General features: G+C 74.6%; 15 protein-coding genes and 1 pseudogene. 3 read left to right on the top strand and 13 right to left on the bottom strand.

Annotation, left to right across the window (positions count from 1 at the left end):
* Positions 1 to 20: 20 nt before the first annotated feature.
* The 4 genes and pseudogenes from ACF1ED_RS20950 to ACF1ED_RS20935 form a co-directional block, all read right to left on the bottom strand.
* Positions 21 to 404, bottom strand: a pseudogene (locus ACF1ED_RS20950) (transposase); the annotation flags it as partial.
* A 163-nt stretch (positions 405 to 567) separates the two neighbouring features.
* Complete coding sequence (locus ACF1ED_RS20945; protein ID WP_391762523.1) at positions 568 to 1,461, bottom strand: Bax inhibitor-1/YccA family protein; 894 nt, start codon at positions 1,459 to 1,461, stop codon at positions 568 to 570.
* Positions 1,462 to 1,738: 277 nt separating this feature from the next.
* Entirely contained in the window at positions 1,739 to 3,151 is a 1,413-nt protein-coding gene (locus ACF1ED_RS20940) for an FAD-binding oxidoreductase (RefSeq protein ID WP_391762521.1), read from the bottom strand.
* A gap of 449 nt (positions 3,152 to 3,600) precedes the next feature.
* Entirely contained in the window at positions 3,601 to 5,274 is a 1,674-nt protein-coding gene (locus tag ACF1ED_RS20935; protein WP_391762519.1) for an MDR family MFS transporter, read from the bottom strand.
* A gap of 237 nt (positions 5,275 to 5,511) precedes the next feature.
* Between ACF1ED_RS20935 and ACF1ED_RS20930 the strand changes: the two genes are divergently transcribed.
* Complete coding sequence (locus tag ACF1ED_RS20930) at positions 5,512 to 6,000, top strand: TetR/AcrR family transcriptional regulator (protein WP_391762941.1); 489 nt, start codon at positions 5,512 to 5,514, stop codon at positions 5,998 to 6,000.
* A 148-nt stretch (positions 6,001 to 6,148) separates the two neighbouring features.
* On the opposite strand, the gene ACF1ED_RS20925 is transcribed toward ACF1ED_RS20930, so the two are convergent.
* From ACF1ED_RS20925 to ACF1ED_RS20910, 4 genes are all read right to left on the bottom strand, one after another.
* The gene (locus ACF1ED_RS20925; protein WP_391762517.1) at positions 6,149 to 7,066 is read right to left on the bottom strand and encodes a TIGR03619 family F420-dependent LLM class oxidoreductase; all 918 of its coding nucleotides are present in this window, start codon (positions 7,064 to 7,066) and stop codon (positions 6,149 to 6,151) included.
* Positions 7,063 to 7,728 (bottom strand): HAD-IA family hydrolase, encoded by a 666-nt coding sequence (locus tag ACF1ED_RS20920; protein ID WP_391762515.1) that lies wholly within the window; start codon positions 7,726 to 7,728, stop codon positions 7,063 to 7,065. The genes ACF1ED_RS20925 and ACF1ED_RS20920 overlap by 4 nt, the downstream gene beginning before the upstream one ends.
* A gap of 98 nt (positions 7,729 to 7,826) precedes the next feature.
* Positions 7,827 to 8,663: a prephenate dehydratase gene (locus tag ACF1ED_RS20915; protein ID WP_391762513.1), complete on the bottom strand. Its 837-nt coding sequence runs from the start codon at positions 8,661 to 8,663 to the stop codon at positions 7,827 to 7,829.
* Positions 8,638 to 9,615 (bottom strand): hypothetical protein, encoded by a 978-nt coding sequence (locus ACF1ED_RS20910; RefSeq protein ID WP_391762511.1) that lies wholly within the window; start codon positions 9,613 to 9,615, stop codon positions 8,638 to 8,640. Before ACF1ED_RS20910 ends, ACF1ED_RS20915 begins: the two co-directional genes overlap by 26 nt.
* A 522-nt stretch (positions 9,616 to 10,137) precedes the next feature.
* On the opposite strand from ACF1ED_RS20910, the gene ACF1ED_RS20905 reads away from it, so the two are divergent.
* A complete protein-coding gene (locus ACF1ED_RS20905; protein ID WP_391762509.1) occupies positions 10,138 to 12,900 on the top strand; it encodes an AAA family ATPase in 2,763 nt (920 codons plus the stop codon).
* 44 nt (positions 12,901 to 12,944) lie between these two features.
* On the opposite strand, the gene ACF1ED_RS20900 is transcribed toward ACF1ED_RS20905, so the two are convergent.
* Positions 12,945 to 13,754, bottom strand: coding sequence for an alpha/beta hydrolase (locus ACF1ED_RS20900; protein ID WP_391762507.1), 810 nt, complete (start codon positions 13,752 to 13,754; stop codon positions 12,945 to 12,947).
* A 310-nt stretch (positions 13,755 to 14,064) separates the two neighbouring features.
* Here ACF1ED_RS20900 and ACF1ED_RS20895 point away from each other — a divergent pair, with 310 nt between their 5' ends.
* Positions 14,065 to 14,535 carry an SsgA family sporulation/cell division regulator gene (locus ACF1ED_RS20895; protein ID WP_391762505.1) on the top strand — a complete coding sequence of 157 codons (471 nt, stop codon included), beginning with the start codon at positions 14,065 to 14,067 and terminating at the stop codon, positions 14,533 to 14,535.
* Positions 14,536 to 14,763: 228 nt separating this feature from the next.
* On the opposite strand, the gene ACF1ED_RS20890 is transcribed toward ACF1ED_RS20895, so the two are convergent.
* The 4 genes from ACF1ED_RS20890 to ACF1ED_RS20875 form a co-directional block, all read right to left on the bottom strand.
* The gene (locus ACF1ED_RS20890; RefSeq protein WP_391762503.1) at positions 14,764 to 15,213 is read right to left on the bottom strand and encodes an acyl-CoA thioesterase; all 450 of its coding nucleotides are present in this window, start codon (positions 15,211 to 15,213) and stop codon (positions 14,764 to 14,766) included.
* Between the two features lie 141 nt (positions 15,214 to 15,354).
* Positions 15,355 to 17,100, bottom strand: a complete 1,746-nt coding sequence (locus ACF1ED_RS20885) for an ABC transporter ATP-binding protein (RefSeq protein WP_391762501.1) — start codon at positions 17,098 to 17,100, stop codon at positions 15,355 to 15,357.
* The gene (locus tag ACF1ED_RS20880) at positions 17,097 to 18,836 is read right to left on the bottom strand and encodes an ABC transporter ATP-binding protein/permease (protein WP_391762499.1); all 1,740 of its coding nucleotides are present in this window, start codon (positions 18,834 to 18,836) and stop codon (positions 17,097 to 17,099) included. Before ACF1ED_RS20880 ends, ACF1ED_RS20885 begins: the two co-directional genes overlap by 4 nt.
* Entirely contained in the window at positions 18,833 to 19,927 is a 1,095-nt protein-coding gene (locus ACF1ED_RS20875; protein WP_391762497.1) for a SagB/ThcOx family dehydrogenase, read from the bottom strand. Before ACF1ED_RS20875 ends, ACF1ED_RS20880 begins: the two co-directional genes overlap by 4 nt.

Below are 19,927 nucleotides of genomic sequence, written 5' to 3'. Positions count from 1 at the left end.
GGGTCTGGCATCTCAAGGGGTCAGACACTGGTCTGGTCGGTGAGCCGACGGCAGGCGATGAGGGTTGCGGCCATGCCGACAAAGGCGAGGAAGTGTTCTGCCTTGCGCTCGTAGCGGCGGTGGGGCCTTCGGCAGCCGGCCGGCCAGGGCACGGTTCTCTCGACCGCCCAGTGGTGTCGGTCCAGCTCGCCCCGTGCCCCGGGTTCGTCGAAGATCGCACGGTAGAGCCTGGCCCCGGCCCGGTCCCGGCTCCACCGGGCGAACCTGCGGTAGACCGTGGGCCAGGCCGGGCCGGACACCGGCGGCAGCTGCCGTCAGGTGCAGTCCGTCGTCGCCACGAAGATGATCGCGGCCAGGGCCTCACGGTCACCCGCCCGGTGCCGGCCACCGCCCTGCGGACGTATCCCCCCAGTCGAAGTCTCACCTCTTTCGCTCGCGGGCGCCGGTGAAGAGGTTCATGGCCTGGCCTGGCCTGGGGCGTACTCCACGGGCTGCGTCCGGTCGGCGGGAGCGGGCGCGCAGGCCCTGTGGGGTGTTCCTCTGGGTGCGGGGCGCGTGCCGGTGGGGTCAGTAGAACTCGTCGCCCTGGTAGAGGGTGAGGAGCCGGGCGGTCTCCACGTAGAGCCATACGAGGGTCAGGGTGAGGCCGAAGGCGGCGGGCCAGGACTGGTCGCGGGGAACGCCGTAGGTGACGGCCCTCTCGACCTGTCGCAGGTGCAGGGGGAGGAAGGAGGCGCCGAGGGTGATGCCCACCAGCCCGGTGAAGACGCCGAGGCCGAAGGGGCGCAGGCCCAGGCCGTCCGGGCCCATGAGGGGGAGCAGCAGCCAGTCGGCCAGGGCCAGCAGGCCGAGGCCGAGCAGCGCGGCGCCGGCGAAGGCCGGGAAGCGGCGGCCGGCCCGGATCCAGCGCAGCCGGCAGGCGAGGAGGACGCCCGCTGAGGCCGCGATCGTCCCGAGCACCGTCTGGACGAGGACGCCGGGCGACAGGTGGCCGGACACGGTCGCGGAGAGCGTGCCGAGGAACAGGCCCTGGGCCGCGGCGAAGCCGAGGGTGCGGGACGGGGACGGCAGGTTCCGGCGGCGCTGCGTCACCACCAGTACCGTGGCGAGGACGGCCGCCGCGGCGGCGATTCCGTACGACGCGGCCGCGCCGATCCGGGTGAACGGCGGCACCGTCCACGCCAGTACGGCCGTCAGGGCGGTGACGCCGAGCGAGGCCGCCGCGCGGGGCAGGACGGCGTCCAGGGTGAGGAGGTCGCCGACGAGGAACGGCAGCGCGGTGGTGCCGTCCCGGTGGTCCTGCTCCGGCGGCTCCTTGCCCGCGGCGATCCGGTCGCGCGCGACGGGGATTCCGGTGCGCGGGTCCCTGACCGCCGTCTTCTGTCCGCCTTTCCGCCCGAACTGGGGCCGGGAAAGTATCGGGTTGCTGCTCTTGAGCGTCGGCTGTTCGACCAGTGCCACGCCAGTTCCTCTTCTCCGGGCGGACGTACCGGCGTTCTCGTGTGCCCGGTGCTGATGGGCCCGCCGGAGGTGTCGGACGACGCTTCCACCGTGCCCCGGCGGACAAACCGCGCGCATCAGTCACTTGACGGTGGGACCGGGGGGCTCCGCGGGCGCCGACGGCAGTCACCACCGGGGCACCACCGGGGCGCCCTCGGGGCACCACCGGGTCGCCCCCCGGGTCGCCCCCCAGCGCCCGCGTGCGGCGTGTGCGCACGCGGGCCGGGTCCCCGGGGGCTCAGGCGGGCGCGATGTTGTGGTTGAGGCGGAAGACGTTGGCGGGGTCGTACCGCCTCTTGACGGCGGCGAGCCTGTCGTAGCGCTCCGCGCCGTACGCCTCCCGCACCCCCGCCGGGTCGGTGGCCTCGTCCGGCGACAGGAAGTTCACCATGTTCCTCCCCGCCGTCCACGGCGCCAGTCCGTCGACGAGGCGGGCCAGCTCGGCCCGCAGCGTCCCGGCCTGTTCGGGGGCGCCCACCGCGAAGCCGAAGACCACGAACGGCAGGCCACGGCTGGGCACCGCGTTCGGCACCTCCGGTTCGCGGTCGAAGGCGCCGCCGAGCGCGCGGATCTCGACGTTCGCGAGCGTGCACCCCGACCCCGGGCCCGTGAGGTCCACGAGCGCCTCGGCCGTCTTCTCGTCGAACGACTCCAGGCACAGGCTGCGGTCGAAGTACGGCATCGGGTCCACCGGATCCCGGTGGATCTCCCCGATCGCGGTGAAGGGCTTCTCCTCCACCAGGTCGATCAGCACGGGTGCGGCCGCGCGCAGCGGCGCGATCAGTGCGGCGCCGTCGTCCGCCGTTCCCAGGTACCCGATCCTCAGGTGGACCACGAAGGCGCCGCGCAGCGGTTCGGGCAGGGCCGGTACGTCGGGCAGGCGCTGGACGGCGACGGAGGAGGTCATGTCCTCGCCGACCGTCGGGAGCCAGGTCCGCCATGCCTCCAGCACCTCGGCCAGGTGCTCGCCGGGGAAGTAGACGCCGCCACCGTAGAAGCGGGTGACCGGGAACACGTCGAATTCGATCTCGGTCACCACGCCGAAGTTGCCCTTGCCGCCGAGCACCGCCCAGAACAGGTCGGGCTCGCTCCGGGGGGTCACGCGGCGCAGCTCTCCGTCGGCCGTGACCAGGTTCAGCCGCCGCACGTGGTCCGCCGCGTACCCCAGACCGCGGCCGAGCAGCGGGCTCTGCCCGCCTCCCAGGGTGTAGCCGACGACGCCGACGTCCGGTGCCGATCCCACGATCGGGGCGAGACCGTGCTCCGCCGTCCTCGCCATCACGTCGCTCCACCGCAGGCCCGGCTCGCACCGCACGGTTCGGTTCCCGGCGTCGACGACCAGGCCCCGCATCCGCCGGGTCGTGATCAGCAGCCCGCCCTCGGCCGGCGCGACCACCTGGTGGGCGGCCGACTTCACGGCGACGGGCAGGCCGTGGTCCGCGGCGAACCGGACCGCCTCCCGTACGTCCCGCTCGTCGGTCGCGCCGACCACCACGGCCGGCCTCAGTCCGCAGGTCAGGTTGTACGTGGCGCACTCCGCCCCGTACTCCCGCGCTCCCGGCTCCAGGACCGGTCCCGACACGGCCCGCCGCAGAGCGGCGACGTCCTCGGCACGCAGCTTCCCGTCCCTCACGGGTTCGTCCGCACTCACGCTGTCACACCACTTCGCTCGCACCCGTGGGACGCCTCCGCGCCCCGCCGTCCGCGGCACGGTGTGACGCGGTGTGACGCGGACGGCGGGGCGGGGCGGCGACCTCTGACGTCTCTGATACGAGCCGGCCCCGCCCGGACGTTCACGTTCGGACGTTCACCTTCGGACGTACGTCGGACGTGCATCGGACGAGGCGGCCGTGCGCACCGGCCGGGAGGCCGAGGCCGCGGCCCACGCCGCGTCGATGCGGGCGGCGGCGATGCCCGAGCTGTCGCCCCGGCTGGAGCTGCCGGTGCTGGCCGGCGAGGCGCTGACCACGCGGGGGGGGGGGGGGAGGAGTCCGTGGTCCTCTTCGAGCGGGCGCTGTCCCTTCCCGGTGCCGAGCAGATGCCGGTGGCCGGGCGGGGCTGACGCCGGCGGCCGGGTAGCCCTGACGCCGGTGGCCCGTCTCAGGCGGCGGGGGCGGATTCCTCGGCGCGGGGGGCGGTGGGGCGGGTGGTGCTCCCGGGGAGGCCGCTCTCGCCGTTCTGGCCGTTCTGGCCGTTCTGGCCGTTCTGGCCGTTCTGGCCGTTCTGGCCGTTCTGGCCGTTCTCGCCGCTCTTGACGTTTCCGCCGCTCTTGACGTTCTCGCCGTTCTTGACGTTCTTACCGTTCTCGCCCGACGGCTTCAGGAAGAGTGCGAGGAGGATGCCGGCGGCGAGGGCCGGGGCGATCCAGAGGTAGCCGGAGGCCGTCGCGTGGGCGAAGGCGTCCAGGGCGGCGTCGCGCGGGGCGGCGGGCAGGTGGCCGATGGTGTCGGGGCGGGCGGGGTCGAAGCCGCCGCCCGTCGGCAGGGCACGGGCGCGGTCGGCGAAGCCGGTGTTGAGCAGGGTGCCGAAGACGGCGACCCCGAACGCGGCGCCGATGGAGCGGGCGAAGGTCACCACGGCGCTCGCGGCCCCCAGGTCGGCGGCGGGGACGCTGTTCTGGACGGTGGTCAGCACGACCATGGGGACCATGCCGATGCCGACGCCGGTGATCAGGAAGCAGACGCTCAGCGTCAGGGTGCCGGGGCCGCTCCCGAGGGTGCCGAGCAGGAGCAGTCCGGCGAGGTTGGCGGCCAGCCCGCCGAGCAGGACCGTCCGCCGCCGCTCGGCGTGGGCGGCCCACCGTCCGGCCAGGGACTGGCTGACGACCAGGCCGGCGACCAGCGGCAGCATGTGGATGCCGGACAGGGTGGCCGAGACGCCGTGGACGGTCTGGAGGTAGGTCGGCAGGTAGACCAGGACGGCGAACATCGCGGCGTTGGCGAAGAATCCGATGAGCGAGGAGAAGACCACGGTCCGCGAGCCGAGCAGGGCCGGCGGCAGGACGGGGGCCGCGGCGCGGCGCTCGACGGGTACCAGCAGGACGGCCAGGGCGAGGGTGGCGGCGATCAGGCCGACGATGGCGGGCGAGCCCCAGCCCCAGCGCTCGCCGAAGGACGTGACCAGGACCAGGCCGGTGGCGACGGCCGCCAGGACGGTGGCGCCGGCGTAGTCGATCCGGGCCTTGGCGCCCCGGGTGGCGGGGGGCAGGGCGCGGGCGGCGATGACGAGGGCGACGGCGCCGACGGGCAGGTTGATCAGGAAGGCCCAGCGCCAGGAGAGCTGGTCGGTGAAGACGCCGCCCAGCAGCGGGCCGACGATGCTGGCGACGCCGTAGACCGAGCCGAACATGCCCTGGTACCGGCCGCGCCGGGCCGGGGCGGCGATGTCGCCGACCAGCGCGAAGGTCAGCACGATCATGCCGCCGCCGCCCACGCCCTGGAGCACCCGCGCGCCGATCAGTTCGGGGAGGTTCCGCGCCAGTCCGCAGGCCACCGAGGCGATCAGGAAGACCGTCGTCGAGGCGAGGTAGAGGCGCTTGCGGCCGAACATGTCGCCGAGCTTGCCCCACAGCGGCGTCACGGCCGTGGACGCGAGCAGGTACGCGGCGCTGACCCACGCGATGTCGTCGAACCCGTCGAGGTCCTCGGCCATCCGGGGCAACGCGGTGGAGACGATCGTCTGGTCCAGGGACGCCAGCAGGACCGCGAGGATCAGCGCGCTCATCGCGGCGGCGACCCGGCCCTCCGGCGGTGACGCGGGCGGTGTCTTCGGCATCGACGTGCCTTTCCCTTCGACGCGGCGGGAGTGCCGCGCCGGACGCGCCTCGCGCCGGCGCCACACTCCACTGCCACTAACTTCCTTATTTGTCACTTCAATGTAGCACTTAGAGGGAGACCATCCCCTTCGAGGGGGCATTAAATGGAGGAGGGGTCACAGCCCGCGGGTAGGATCGGTGAGGTGAGAGCCGACGCAGCACGCAATCTCGAAGCCGTACTGACCACCGGGGCGCGCATGCTCGCCGCCGACCCCGGGGTGAGCATCGCGAGCATCGCCGCCGAGGCGGGCGTGGACCGGCGCACCGTCTACCGGCGCTTCGCCTCCCGCGAGGATCTCCTCGCCGCCGTCTACGCGGCGCGTCTCGCCGCCATCGAGGAGGCGATCGAGGACGCCCGGCTGCGCGAGGCGCCCGTCGCCGTCGCCCTGCACCGCTACGTCGAGAACATCATCGGCGTCAACCGCACCTGGCCCGTGGACCTCGCCCACATGCTCGCCGACGACACCGTGCGGGCCCGCCGCGACGCCCTGGCCCACGAGGTCGACGTCTTCCTCGGCCGCGCCACGGACGAGGGCCTGCTGCGCTCCGGACTCCCGGAGGGCTGGGCGAGCGCCCTGCTGCCCCAGCTCATGCACCTGGTGGCACGACAGCTCCCGGAGCTGTCCGCCGCCCGGGCGGCGGACGTCGTCGTCGACACCCTGCTGCGCGGCCTCGGGACCCCCTGACGCGGAAGATCCCCCTGGGGAGCACACGATCCGTGTGCTCCCCAGGGGGATCCGCGCCTTCCGGCCTTCCGGTCTTCCGGCCTTCCGTCCTCCGGCTCCCCGCCGTCAGGACCCGGCTCCCCGCCGTCAGGACCCGGCGCCCGGGCCGTCAGCCGCGGCGGACGCCTTCGAGGAACCGGCCGGCCAGGTCGATCCGCTCCTCCAGGGTGGCGGGCGTCTGCCCGAAGTCCACGAAGAGCTCGTGCACCCCCGCCTCGGCGGCGGTCCGCGCGTAGTCGACGTACTGTCCCAGCGTGCCCGCCCACGGCATGCGGTCCGCGCCGGTCCTCGTGCCGGTCAGCTCCGGGTTGACGCGCAGCGCCATCCGCAGGGCGGACGGATCGCGCCCCGCCCCGACCGCTTCCTTCAGGATGACGTCCCACAGGCCCAGGAGCTGCGGAAGCGGCAGCGCCACGGGCAGCCAGCCGTCGAACCGGCGCCCGATCCGCCGCAGACCGCTGGGCGTGAAAGCGGCCAGCAGCACGGGCGGGCCGGGCCGCCGGCTCGGCTTGAGCCCCACCACGGTCTCCGGGATGGTGAACAGCGGACCCTCGTGGGAGAAGACGTCGTGCGCCCAGTACTTCTCCAGGATCTCCAGCGTCTCGTCGAGGCGTGCGCCCCGGCCCTTCCAGGGCACGGAGACGGCCGTGTACTCCTCCGGCATCCAGCCCAGGCCGAGCCCCACCACCAGACGTCCCCGGCTGAGCAGTTCCAGGGTGGTCAGCGAACGGGCCAGCATGAGGGGCGGCTGCCACAGACCGTTCAGTGTGCTGGTGCCCAGGTGGACCCGGGTCGTGTGGGACGCGGCGAACGTCAGGGCGACCAGGGGGTCGAGGTGGTTCTCGTAGGCGCGCGGCATCAGGCCGTCGGCGCTCGGGTAGGGCGCTCCGGGCACCAGCGGGGCGAGGACCCTGTCCCCCGTCCACAGCGAGTCGTATCCCATGTCCTCCGCTGTGCGGGAGACACGCAGGATGCCTTCCGGGCCGGCGTCGGGTCCGAAGGTCGGCAGGGCCAGTCCCAGTCTCATGCGTCTCTCCTTCGGGCCGTGACCCGGTGCGGGCCGTCGACGGTCAGCGGGATGCCGAGCAGGGCCTCCAGGGCGGCGACCGTCCGGGCCGGGTCGACGGCGTGGACGGTGGCGAACCCCAGCTCCGCCGCGGGCGGCAGGTACTGCTCGGTGTCGTCGACGAACACGCACTCCTCGGCCCGCAGGCCGAGTCCGTCCAGCACCAGCCGGTACATCCCGGGTTCGGGCTTGCGCGTGCCGTGGACCTCCGACACCACCACGGCGTCGTAGAGCCGTTCCAGCTCGTACCCGTCGTACAGGTTCCACGGGGCCAGGCCGACGGAGTTGGAGAGGATCCCGACCTTCACCCCGGCCCGGCGTGCGGCCGCCGCCGCGGCGATCAGGGCGGGTTCGGGGCGCAGGCCGGCGAATATCCGGCCCATCAGGCCGTCCGGCGGGATGCCGAGGAGACGGCCGGCCGCCTCGTTCCACTCGGTCTGCGTGAGTGTGCCGCGTTCCAGCTCCTCGGTGAGCCGGACTCCCTCGGGGTCCAGGTGGAGACCGGCGAGCAGCGTCCCCTCGGCCAGCCCCTCGCGCTTCTCGAAGGCGAGGGCGGCGGGGAGCAGAGGAGTCGTCAGCACACCGCCGAAGTCGAGGACGAGGCCCTTGCGGTACTGAGTCATGCTCACACCTTAGAAGGTGTCTGATTCCGGCCGCACACCAGGTCGACATGTTTCTCGCCGCACGTGTGCGTGCTCCCCCAGAGCGGCCGCCGCGCGGATCAGCCGCCCAGCCGGTGCGGATGTGCCGGGTACACCCCCAGGACGCGCACCTCGGAGGAGAAGAACCGCAGCTCGTCCAGGGCCAGGCCGACGCGCTCGTCGTCGGGGTGGCCCTCGATCTCGACGTAGAAGCGGCTGGCGCCCAGCCCGGCGCCCATCTGGTAGCTCTCGATCTTGGTGAGGTTCACCCCGCTGCTGGCGAAGCCGCCGAGCGCCTTGTACAGCGCGCTCGGGATGTTCCGCACGGTGAAGAACAGGCTCGTCATCGTGGGCTCCGCCGCGTCCGGGGCCGGGGCGGGGTCCCGGGACAGGACCACGAACCGCGTGGTGTTGTCCGGGTCGTCCTCGACCCCGGCCCGCAGGACGTCGAGGCCGTGGAGGGCCGCGGCGGCGGGCGGGGCGAGGGCCGCGTGCCGCGGGTCGCCGAGCTCCGCCACCTCGCGCGCGGCTCCGGCGGTGTCGTCGCAGACCAGCGTGCGCCAGCCGCCCTCCCGCAGCACCTTCCGGCACTGTCCGAGGGCGTGCACGTGACTGCGGACCCACTCCACCTGGTCCTCGGTGGTGCCGGGCACGCCCATCAGGTCGAACCGGATGGCGAGGAAGTACTCCGCGACGATGAACAGCCCCGACTCCGGCAGCAGGTGGTGGACGTCGGCGACGCGTCCGGCCGCGGAGTTGTCCACCGGGATGACGGCGACGTCGGCGTCCCCGAGCGTCACGGCGTCCAGAGCCTGCTCGAAATTGGTACAGGGCAGCTCGCGGCTCCCGGGACGGAGAGCGCGCGCGGCGGTCGCCGAGTTGGATCCGGGCTCACCCTGGTATGCGACGGTCGTCACCGTGTCCTGCCTTCCTGCGGGGGTTTCTGTCGTCGGGCGGCAGAAGCTCCGTTGCGTACCGCGCCTGTTGAAGTATCGGTGTGCTCGCCTCGATGACGCTCACCAGGGGGTGCCCGCCCGCGCCGCCGCTCTCCGCCAGCACCTGCTGGTACGCCGCCGCCAGGACGTGGTGGACGACCTTGGCCACCTGGCCGGCCCGTGCGGCCAGCCGCTCCTCCAGGCCCGCGGGCAGACCCGCTCGCGCGGCCGGGGCGCCGTGCAGGGCCGCTGCCAGACCCAGCCGCTCGTCGTGCAGCATCCCGGCCAGTTCCGCGCGCAGGGCGCCGGCCGCGCCCGTCTCCCACGGCCCGCCGGCGCCCGTGGCGCCCGGGAGCTCGTCGGTGACGCGCCGGGCCGCGCCCAGCGCCAGGGCGGCGACCGACGTCCAGAGGAAGGGGGCGTCCCCGCCCGTCAGCGGGGTGGCGGCCGTGTACGTGACGAACCCGGCGGGCACGTGCGCGCCGGCCAGCCGCAGCACCGGCCCGGAGGGAGCGGAGCGGTCGTCCCCGCCGGCCGGGGCCGCGCCGGTGAGGCTGCCGCCCGTCACCACGAACAGGTCCGGGCCGGCGGCGCCGTGGGCGTGCGCCCGTGAGCCGTCGGCCAGGGGCAGGGCCACCCAGTTCGCGGGTGTCCCGCGCCGGGGAAGCCGCCACTGTCCGGACAGCGCGAAGCCCTCGGCGGCCGGGCGGGCCGCGGGCGTCCGGGAGAGGCCGGGGAGGCCGGTGCGGGGGACGGCCGTGGTGAGGGGGAGGGCCGTGGTGAGGGGCGCGGCCCAGTTCCAGGTGCGGGTGAAGGTCTGCCAGGCCGCCGCGGGGTCGCGGTGGCCCTGCCGTTCACCGGACTCGAGCACCTGCGCGAGTCCGCTCTCGGGTCCGAGCGTCCGCGGCGGGACGCCGTGCGTGGGGGTCGGCATCCTCAGGCCGGCTGGCCGTCGGACACGGGAAGCGAGACGGTCCTGCCGCCGTCCTGCATCGTGCATCAACTTCTTCCGGTTCTTGTGGTTCGGTGCCGCGTGGGCGGGCGCCGAAGGGCCGGCCCGCGGCCGGACGGGTTCAGGCCGCTTCCGCGTGTCCCGCCCACCGGGCTCCGCCTGCCGCGCCGCCAGAAACACACAAAGCATATATGTATGTCATCCGGCACACATGTGTCGATGGTGCCGCAGTACGCTCGTCCTCGCGAAAGAGTGCGCAACAAGAAGCTTTTGAGCCATTCCGGGTGACGGGAATGTCCCTGGCGCTTAGTCTGCTGGTCGAGTGGGCCGCGATGGTGGCACGGCTCCACGGACACGGCTCCACACACACGGCCGGCCCGGAGCAACCCGCCACCACGGCGCGGCGGAACGACGACGTACCCTCCCCATGGCGCCGGCGATCCACGTGCACCGGTGCGGCGTCCGGGCCGGGTACCGGCTCGGCGGTGAAGGGAGTGGGGGACCATGGAGTCGACCGGCAGGACCATGATCGGCCGTGAACCGGAGCAGAAGGTGCTCTCCGAGTTCGTCACGGCGCCAGGAGGCCAGGCCCTCGTCCTGCGGGGCGAGGCCGGCGTGGGCAAGAGCACCCTGCTGGAACACGTAGCCGGTCTCGCGCACACCCACGGGCACCGGGTGGTGCGGGCGGCCGGCGTCGAGGCCGAGTCGGAACTCCCGTTCGCCGGCCTGCACCAGTTCCTGTACCCGCTGCTCTCCCACATCGACCGGCTGGACGACGTGCACCGGCGGGTGTTCGACGTCGTCTTCGGCAGGAGCGAGAGCTCACCCCCCTCCGTCATGACCCTCGGCATCGCGGTGCTCGACCTGCTCTCGCTCGCGGCCTCGGAGAAACCCCTCCTGCTGGTCCTCGACGACGGTCAGTGGCTGGACTCCTCCAGTACGGAGGTGTGCGGCTTCGTGGGGCGCCGGCTCACCGGCAGCTCCGTGAGGCTCGTCGTCGGACTGCGCTCGGACGTGCCGTCGGGCTTCGACACCGCCGCGCTGTCCGAGCTGACCGTGCCCGCGCTGTCGGCGCGTGCCTCGGAAGAACTCCTGCACACGCGCCACCCGGACCTCGACCCCCGGACCCGCCGTCTGGTGCTGGACGAGGCCCGGGGCAACGCGCTGGCCCTGCTGGAACTGCCGCCGTACGTGCGCGGCGCCCAGCGGGCACGCGGACCCGAGGCGGCACTCGGCATCCGCGGCGTCACCCTGCCCCAGCGCCTCCAGCAGGTGTACGGCTCGCGCATCGAGGGCCTGGAGGCCGGCGTGCGCGCGGAGTTGCTGCGCGGCGCCCTGGACGGCGTCGAGGCGGGCTCCGCCTCCGGTCACACCAGGGGTACGCGCTACCGCATGTCGGACGTCGACGAGGCGGCGGCCCGCGGGCTCCTGGACCTCGACCCGGCCGGCGGCACCTTCGTCTTCCGCCACCCCCTGGTGCGCTCGACGGTCGTCCAGATGGCGACCCCCAACGAACGGCGCGCGGCACACGCCGCGCTCGCCCGCGTCCACCACGACGACCTGGAACGCCGTGCCACCCACCTGGCGGCGTCGACGGTCGACCCCGACGAGGAGGTCGCCGCCACGCTGGAGGCGGCGGCGGACTCCGCCACCCTCCAGGGCGGCGCGATGGCCGCCGTGGCCTGGCTGACCCGGGCCGCCGAACTCAGCGAGAGCCCCGCGGAGCGGTCCCGGCGGCTGGGCAGCGCCGCCTACGTCGCCGGACACTCCGGCCTGCTCGGGCAGGCCCGGCAGCTGGTCCACTCGGACACCGGCCCGGGCGGCCACGAATCCCCCGCGTCGGTGATCGCCTCGGGCTACGTCGCGTTCTTCGAGGACGGGGACGTGCGCTCCTCGCGGCGCCAGGTGTTCACGACGATCGAGAACATGCGCGCCGAGGGGGTGCGCGAGCCGGACGAGACCCTCACCAGGCTGATCGACCTGCTGCTGGCCATCAACCAGTACGCCGGTGACGCGGGCGCCTGGGAGCGGACGCACGAGCTGCTGGCCCCCCTGGGCGACCTGGTGTCCCCGTACTCGCGCGTCTACCAGGACGCGTGGGGCGACGTGGTGCGGCGCGGCGCGGGCGTGCGCCTGCGCGTGGAACGGGCCTTCTCCGACCTCCGCCGGCTCGAACCGTGGGACATCACGCGGCTGGGTGCCGCCGCCTACCACGTGGACGTACTCAGCCAGTACCGGCCGCTCATCCAGCGCACCATGGACCGCGAGATGGAGACGGGCGCCCTGGCCGACGCCATGACGATGCAGCACCTGGTCATGCTGGACCAGATCGCGGTCGGCGAGTGGGACGAGGCCGAGCGGACCGGGCAGCGCAGCCTGGAGCTGACGGCGGCGCACGGGCACGGCCTGTTCGTCCAGCACACCCGGGCCTACCTGGGCCTGCTCGCCGCCCTGCGCGGCCGGACCGAACGCGCCCGGGAGCTCCAGGCGTCCGTCGACGCCTGGGCCCGTCCCCGCGGCGTCGGCTTCCTCACGCAGATCACCGACGCCGTCGGCACCACCGCGGCCCTCGCGGAGGGCGACTACGAGGCCGCGTACCTCCACGCCATCGGCATCACGCCCCCCGGCACCTTCCGTCCCTACGCGCACCAGGCCAGCCGCACCCTCCTCGACCTCGTCGAAGCGGCCCTCCACACCGGCCGCGCCGAACAGGCCCGCGCCCACGCCCTCGCCGCACGCGACGCCGGCCTGCCCGAGGTCTCCCCCCGCCTCGCCCTCACCACCTACGGCGCCCTCGCCATGACCGCGACCGACCAGACCGAGGCCGACGAGATGTACCGCCGGGCCGAAACCCACCCGGACGCCGCCCACTTCCCCTTCGAACTCGCCCGCGTCCACCTCGCCCACGGCATCCGCCTGCGGCACGCCCGGGGACGGAAAGCCGCCCGCCATCCCCTCACCCTCGCCTCCGACACCTTCCGCCGGCTCGGCGCCCCCACCTGGGCCGAACGCGCCCAGGCCGAACTGCGCACGGCCGGCGCCCCCGCCGCCCCCTCGGCCCACCTGTCGGCCCTCACCTGGCAGGAACGCCGGATCGCGGACCTCGCCGCCGGCGGCCTGACCAACAAGGAGATCGGCGAGCGGATGCACCTGTCCCCCCGTACCGTCAGCTCCCACCTCTACCGCGTCTTCCCCAAGCTCGGCATCACCTCCCGGGCCGCGCTCCGCGACGCGCTGGGCAGGCTCCCCAGCGACCGGAACGCCTGAGCTCCGGACCACCTGAGCTCCTGGGCGCCTCAGCCCCTGGGGTGTCAGCCGGTCTCCCCGGTGAGGGGGCGGACGCCGTGCTCGTCCAGCCAGCCGAGCACGTAGTCGGCGACGAAACGCCATCCGGCGTCGACGACCAGTGAGTGGGCGCGGTCCGCGAACTGCTTCAGATCGGTCACGGCCGTCGAGTCGCCGTACTCCTTGTAGACGGCGCGGGTGACGGCGTCGGGGACCAGCAGGTCCTCCTGCCCGGAGATCAGCAGGAGCGGCCCGCGGCGCGCGTTGCCGGTGTCCACCCGGGCGAGCGGGCTGCGGGCCGCTCCGTCGCAGCCGAGACCGGCCAGCAGACGGCGCGGCACGGGCACGGCGTAGCGCTCGAAGAGCCGGCCGGCCTCCTCCGCGGACACGGTGTTCGCGAGCACCTCGTGGAACCGCTCCGGCGACAGGGCGGCGAACGGACCGTCGGCGCCGTCACCGCCGGGCGTCCGCGCGGTGACCGGCGCCCCGGGCAGCGGCACCTGGTTGATCGGGGCCGGCGCGATGGCCACGGCCGCCCGCCCGGCCTCGTCGGCGAGGAGGCGCTGCGCGACGAGTCCGCCGACGGAGTGCCCGATGATCACCGGCGGTACGCCGAGCGACCGCACGATGCCGGCGTAGTGGTCCGTCAGCGTGTCCAGGTCGAGGTCCGCGAGCGGCCCGGGAGACAGGCGCGTGTCCCGGGCGGTGGCCGCTTCCCCCGGCCACCCCGGCGCGAGGGCGAGGAACCCCCGGCCGGCGAAGCGTTCCGCCCACGCCTCCCAGGAAAGCGCGTGCAGCCACGCGCCGTGGATGAAGACGACGGGAGTACGGTTCACGGCTGGTTCCTCCGAGCACGACGACCACCCGGCACCGGCACACGGGCGACTGTTCCAGGGTCGTTCGGCCAGGGGCCCCGGACGACAGTCGAATGACTGAATGTTCACCGGCGGGCGGCGGCACGGACGCGCGCGGAGGGCGCCGCGGGGGCACCGCGAAAGCGGGCAGGAGCGGGCATACCGCCGGGCGCGCCCGTAGGCCACCGTCATGACGGGCGAAGACCGACGGTCAAGTTACTTATGTACGTCACCGTCGCGGCGACGAGAGTGGAGCCCGCCACCGCATGCCACCGGGAAGGACCGACCCGCCATGAAGCGCAACCACTCCGACGTCCAGCACCCCACGGCGCCGAACGGCGGTCTCGTCCTGAGCCTGGGCATCGAGCGCGTGCTGGGCGTCTCCGCCCGGCAGGCGGTCAGGGCGGAGTTCCGGTTCAGTCCGGAAGCTCCCTGGGCCGTGTCCGTGGAGCTTCTCGTGGCAGGCGGTCCGCGCACGCGGTGGCGCATCGGACGGGAGCTGCTCCAGCAGGGGCTGCACTCGATGAGCGGCCTCGGCGACGTCCAGATGTGGCCGTCGAACCTGGAGGAGCGGGCGACGTCGTGGCTCCAGCTGTGCTCGGGTGACATGGCGGCCCTGTTCGAGCTGCCCGTACCACCGCTCGCGGCCTGGCTGGAGCGTACCTACGGGCTGGTCCCCGCGGCCCGTGAGCTGGCCGGGGTGGACTGGGGCGTCGCCACCGCCGATCCGCTGCCCGCCCGCCGCCGCGCACAGTGCGACTGAGCGGCTGGTACGCGGCACGGCCCGGCGTCCTGGAAGGCGGTGTGGACATGAAGGCTCCGAAGCGGCGTCCGTGCGAAACATGTTTCTTTCTCTTTCACACATGTGCTCATACCCATGCTCCCACAGACGGAGTGTGTTGTCTGCGGCCGGAAGCGGCGAGTTCCCCGGCCGGCGCCTCGTCGCCCGCGTCTTCCCGCCCCGCCCCCTCCGGGCCCGGGGCACGGCGGCTCAGGCCCTCGCCGGCGCAAGCACCTCGCAGTCGACGCTCCGGACCGCTTCGAGGGCGGCCAGCACACCGGCCGGCGGGGCGGCGATCCTGCGGGCGCCGATGTCGATCCAGGCTCCCAGCGTCCGTACGACGGCGGCCTCCTCCCCGCTCTCGCGCGTGAAGCCGTGCTCGAACCTCCACCGCGCCCCGTCCGGGCTCAGCCCGACGACACGGGAGGTGACGGTCACCGTCTGCAGGGGGAGCACCTCGCGCAGGTAGCGCGCTTCCTCCCCCAGCGACACGGCGGCGACCCCCGCCTTCATGAGGTCCTTCGGCGTCCACCCGGCCCCGACGAGGAAGGCGAGCCGGGCCGTGGACGCGTACTCCAGGTACCGCGTGTTGCGCAGATGGCCGTTGACGTCCACGTCGTCCCAACGGACTTCGAACGATCTCGCCGACACTTCGGACATGGAGGATCACCCTTTCCGCGCCGTGGTCATCGTCCCATCGCCGCTCTGCTCCCTGCACGAGCCGCGACACGGCTGGGGTTCACTCCGGAAGTCGAGCGAGGGGCGGCCGCCCTGGCGGAGGCGGGCCGGTCCGTCGTCCGCTCACGCCGCGTCGGCGCCCAGGAGGCGGGTGAAGGCGCTTCCCGGGCGGGCGGTGAGTTCCTCCCAGGTGCCCGTCTCGGCCACTCGGCCTGATTCCAGGACCGCTATCCGGTCCGCCCTGCGGATGGTGACGGGCCGGTGGGCGATCAGGAGAGTGGTGCGCTGCGCCCGGGTCCTCGCCAGGACGGCGGCGAGTTCGGCGTCGCCGGTGTTGTCCAGGTGGGCGGTGGTCTCGTCGAGGACCAGGACGCGGGGGTCGGCGAGCAGGGCGCGGGCCAGGGCGACGCGGGCGCGCTGGCCCCCGGAGAGGGTGGCGCCGCGTTCGCCGAGCACGGTGTCGAGCGAGGCGAAGCGGTCGAGTCCGCACAGCTCCGCCGCTTCCGCCAGTCGGCCGTCGTCCGCGCCGGGGGCGGCCAGGCGGAGGTTCTCCGCGAGGGTGCCGTGGAAGAGGGGGGTGTCCTGGCCGACGACGGCGACGGCACGGCGCAGATCGGCGTCGGTGAGCTCGCGCAGGTCCACGGGGTCGCCCGAGCCCGGAACGAGCTGGATCGCGCCCTCGTGGGGGTCCCAGAACCGGGCCAGCAGGTGGGCGCAGGTGGACTTGCCCGCGCCCGAGGCGCCGACCAGGGCGAGGGTGTGGCCCGCCGGGAGGTCGAGGGCGACGTTCCGCAGGACCGGGCGGTCGTCGTAGCCGAAGCTCAGGTCGTGCAGCCGGACGCCGAGCGGGCCGGGGGGCAGCGGACGGGCCGTGGCGGGTTCCGGGGCGAGGGCGGGAGCCCTGATGCCCGCGTCGACCCTCGCGGCGGCGGCGCGCAGGCCCATCGCCTGGCTCAGCGACCTGGCCGATTCGGCGACCGGGCCGAGTACCGACAGGGCGAGGGTCATCACGGCCGGGGCCCAGACGGCGTCGAGGCGCCCCGCGTGGACGGCCCGGGCGGTGGCGGCCACCACGGCGAGGACGGCGAGGACGATGAGCAGTTCGCGCAGCGAGGCGGCGAGGGACTCCCGGGTGACCTCCGCCCGCTGGGCCTCCCCGAGGTGTCCGCCCTTGGTGCGGAGCCGGTTCCTGCGCTCGGTCAGGGCGTCGAAGGCCAGCAGTTCCCGCAGGCCGTCGACCGTCTCGACGGTGTCGGCGGACAGTTCGGCGGCCGCGCGCCGGGTGCGCGCGCCCCGGGCCGTGCGGCCGGCCGCCTCGGCGAAGGGGGCGACGACCAGCAGGAGGGCGACCGGCAGGAGGGCGGCGAGGAGCCAGGGCTCCAGCCGGGCCAGGACGACCGTACCGCTGGTGAAGACCGTGGCCGACGCGAGGAGTTGGGCCGTGGTGTGCGCGTAGAAGAACTCCAGGGCTTCGACGTCGGCCATCGCCGTCGCGGCCAGGTCACCGCTGCGCCGGCCGGCGACCCGGGCGGGGGCGCTGCGCGCGAACCCGTCGAAGACGCGTACGCGCAGCTCGGCGAGGACCCGGTAGGCCAGGTCGTGCGAGAGGTCCATCTCCCGCCACGTCATCAGGGCGCGGAGGAGGACGAGGAGGCAGAGGGCGGCGACGGTCGTGGCGGAGGGCGCGCGTCCGGTGGTGATCGCGGTGCCGACCGCGTGGGCCGCCAGGGTGACGAGGGCGACCAGGGAGCCCTGTTCGACGAGGGCGGCGGCGCAGGTCCGCGCGATCATGACGCGGTGCCCGGTGAGCGCGGGGAGCAGGGCGCGCAGCGCGCCCCTGCCGGGGAGCGTGGTGTCGGTGGGGTTCACGCGGCGAGACCTTCCTGATCGGTGCGGCCCGCCGCGGCGAGCTCGGCGTAGAGTCCGCCCGCGGCGAGGAGGCCGCGGTGGTCGCCGACGGCGTCGACGCGTCCCTGGTCGAGGACGACGATCCGGTCGGCGTGCCGGACGGCCGCGAGCCGGTGGGCGACGACGAGGACGGTCCGGCCCCGTGCGGCCGCCGTCAGGTCACGGACGATGTCCGCCTCCCTGCGTTCGTCGACGGAGCTGGTGGCCTCGTCCAGGACGAGGACGGGGGCGTCCGCGAGCAGGGCGCGGGCCAGGGCGAGCCGCTGGCGCTGGCCGCCGGAGAGGGTGGCGCCGCGTTCGCCGAGGACGGTGGCGTAGCCGTCGGGAAGGGCGGCGATCTCGTCGTGGATCCCCGCCGCGCGGGCGGCGCGCTCCAGTTCTCCGTCGGTGGCGCCGGGGCGTGCCAGGCGCAGGTTCTCCGCTATGGGGGCGTGGAAGAGGTACGTCTCCTGGGAGACGACGGCGACGCCGCGCCGGAGGGAGTCGAGGGCGTAGGCCGCCGTCTTCCGCCCGTCGACGGTGACCTGGCCGTGCCCGGGGTCGTGGTGGCGCAGCAGCAGCGCGAGGAGAGTGGATTTGCCGGCGCCGGAGGGTCCGACGATGGCGGTGGTCCGGCCGGCCTCGGCGGTGAAGGTGACTCCCCGGAGCGTGGGTTCCGCGGCGCCGGGATGGGCGAATCCGACGTCCTGGAAGCGGATTTCGGGGGCCCGGCCCCAGTCGGCCGGCTCCGTTCCCGTGTCGGCGACGGCGGGGGTGGCGGTGCGGAGGGCCGCGATGCCGTCGGCGGCGGAGACGCCGAGGTACCCGGCGTGCCATTCGCGCGCCAGGTCGCGGACGGGTCGGAAGCACTCGCCGGCGAGGAGGAGGGTGAGGTAGGCGCCGGTCGGGGTGGTGGATCCGGTCGCCGCGGACCAGCAGGCCAGCAGTGCGGCGGCGGTGGTGCCGCCCTGGACGGCGAGGTCGGTGATGCCCGTGTCGACCAGTGAGACGCGGAGTTTGGCGACGGTCGCGCGGTGCAGGTGCGCCGAGCGTTCCTGGAGGCGTCGCCGGGTGCGGCCGACGGCGCCGGCCGCGCGCAGCGCGGGCATGCCCTGGAGCGCTTCGAGGTAGTCGGCGCCGAGTCCTTCGTAGGTGTCCCAGTGCTCCTTGCCGCGCTGGGCGAGCAGCCGGTCCCAGGCCCGCGGGCCGGCGAGGGCCAGCAGGAGGGCGGGGACGAGTCCGAGCAGGGCGGTGGGCTCGACGAACGCCACCACGACGAGGAGCAGGGGCGGTACCACGAGGGTGACGGCCAGCTGGGGGAGGTAGCGGGAGACATAGGCGTCGACGCCCTCCACGCCGTCGACGAGGGTGGTGCGGACGGCTCCGGTCCGGGCGGTGGTCAGGTGTGCGGGGCCGAGCCGGCCGAGGTGGGTCAGGAGTTCGTCGCGCAGCCGGATCCGGGCGCGGGCGCCGGCGCGGGCGGCGGTACGGCGCTGGGCGAGGCCGAACGCGGCGCGGACGACCACGACGGCGGCGGCCGCCGCCAGGAGGGCGGGGAGGGAGCCGGTCTCGCCGCGGGCGAGGGCGGCGAGGGCGAGGGCGAGCAGTACGGCTTGGGCGAGCCAGCCGAGCGTGACGGCGCCCTGGAGGCAGGTGGCCGCGAGGAGCGTGCGGCGCGCGTGGCCGGCGGCGCGGCGCAACTCCGGGTGGATGATCACGAGTTCCCCTTCCCGGGTGGGCCCGCGGACTCGGTGCCGAGTGCCAGGCCGTGGACGATCCAGTTCCGTTCGGGTTCGCCGCCCAGCGCCGCCCCCAGGTCGGCCCGCTGCCAGGAGCCGACCGCCCGGGCGGCGAGGCCGCGCCGGACGGCCGTCGTCTGGGCGCGTCCGACGGCGTAGCCGGCGTGCAGGTGGTCCCGGCGGACGCGCCGGGCGTCGGCGTCGGAGGGGCAGCCGTACGCGAGGAGGACGGCGCCCGCGCCGGCGATCCAGCCCTGTCCGGCCGCCCAGGCGGCGAGGGCGGGCCGGGCGTCTCCGGCGGCGAGCCGCCGGAGGGTGCCGTCGGTCCCGGCTTCGACGATGGCCGGTGCGGGCCCGCCGACGGCGGCGCACCAGTTGAGGTGTCCGTCGCCTGCCCTGCGGGCGACGGACAGGAGGTCGTGCAGGTCCTTCGGCGCGGGTGTGCCGGTCAGCGGCGGCCGGGCGCTGCGGCGGGACAGGAGGTCGGAGGCCGTGGCGGTGTCCGGGTCCGGTGGGGTGGCGCCGGTGGCCGGCGGCGGGATGCGCAGAGAGGCCTGCGGCCCGCCGGTGGTGCCGTCGAGGCGGAGGGCGACCGGGCCGGACGCCAGGGCGAGGGCGGCCAGGTGCAGCGCCGCGACGGCGTGTCCGGTGTCGAGGAGGATCAGGGGCCAGGCGCGGTGGCCGTAGTGGCTGAGGGTTCGCCGGGGGGTGACGGTGAGTTCGACGGTCGCCCCGGCGGCGGCGTGGGGTGCGGGAGACAGGCGGTGGACGCGGTGGCGCAGGGGGTCGTAGCCGTACCGGCCGGGTGGCAGGGAGCAGCCGTCGCCGACGAGGAGGGTGGTGTCGACCGGGTGGAGCGCGCCCGCCGACGGGGTCGGGCGGAGGCGTCCGGTGGGGTCGGCGGCGGCCAGTGACAGGCGCAGCAGGCCGTCCAGGTCGAGCAGTCCGGGGCCGGCCGGGGGCAGTGCGCGTCCGGGGCCGGGCCAGTCGGGGACCGGGGGGCCGGCGGGGGTGTCGGGGCCCGGCGGTTCGGCCCCGCGGGCGCGGGCGAGGGCGGTGACGAGGTCCAT

Source organism: Streptomyces sp. NPDC014656 (genome assembly GCF_043084305.1).
Classification (GTDB): domain Bacteria; phylum Actinomycetota; class Actinomycetes; order Streptomycetales; family Streptomycetaceae; genus Streptomyces.
This window is presented reverse-complemented; position numbering and strand designations above follow the sequence as displayed.

Coding starts and splice junctions, on each gene's coding strand:
- ACF1ED_RS20935 (WP_391762519.1), bottom strand. CDS start 5,274: ATGCCGAAGACACCGCCCGCGTCACCGCCGGAGGGCCGGGTCGCCGCC.
- ACF1ED_RS20930 (WP_391762941.1), top strand. CDS start 5,512: ATGCTCGCCGCCGACCCCGGGGTGAGCATCGCGAGCATCGCCGCCGAG.
- ACF1ED_RS20925 (WP_391762517.1), bottom strand. CDS start 7,066: ATGAGACTGGGACTGGCCCTGCCGACCTTCGGACCCGACGCCGGCCCG.
- ACF1ED_RS20920 (WP_391762515.1), bottom strand. CDS start 7,728: ATGACTCAGTACCGCAAGGGCCTCGTCCTCGACTTCGGCGGTGTGCTG.
- ACF1ED_RS20910 (WP_391762511.1), bottom strand. CDS start 9,615: ATGCCGACCCCCACGCACGGCGTCCCGCCGCGGACGCTCGGACCCGAG.
- ACF1ED_RS20905 (WP_391762509.1), top strand. CDS start 10,138: ATGGAGTCGACCGGCAGGACCATGATCGGCCGTGAACCGGAGCAGAAG.
- ACF1ED_RS20895 (WP_391762505.1), top strand. CDS start 14,065: ATGAAGCGCAACCACTCCGACGTCCAGCACCCCACGGCGCCGAACGGC.
- ACF1ED_RS20890 (WP_391762503.1), bottom strand. CDS start 15,213: ATGTCCGAAGTGTCGGCGAGATCGTTCGAAGTCCGTTGGGACGACGTG.
- ACF1ED_RS20875 (WP_391762497.1), bottom strand. CDS start 19,927: ATGGACCTCGTCACCGCCCTCGCCCGCGCCCGCGGGGCCGAACCGCCG.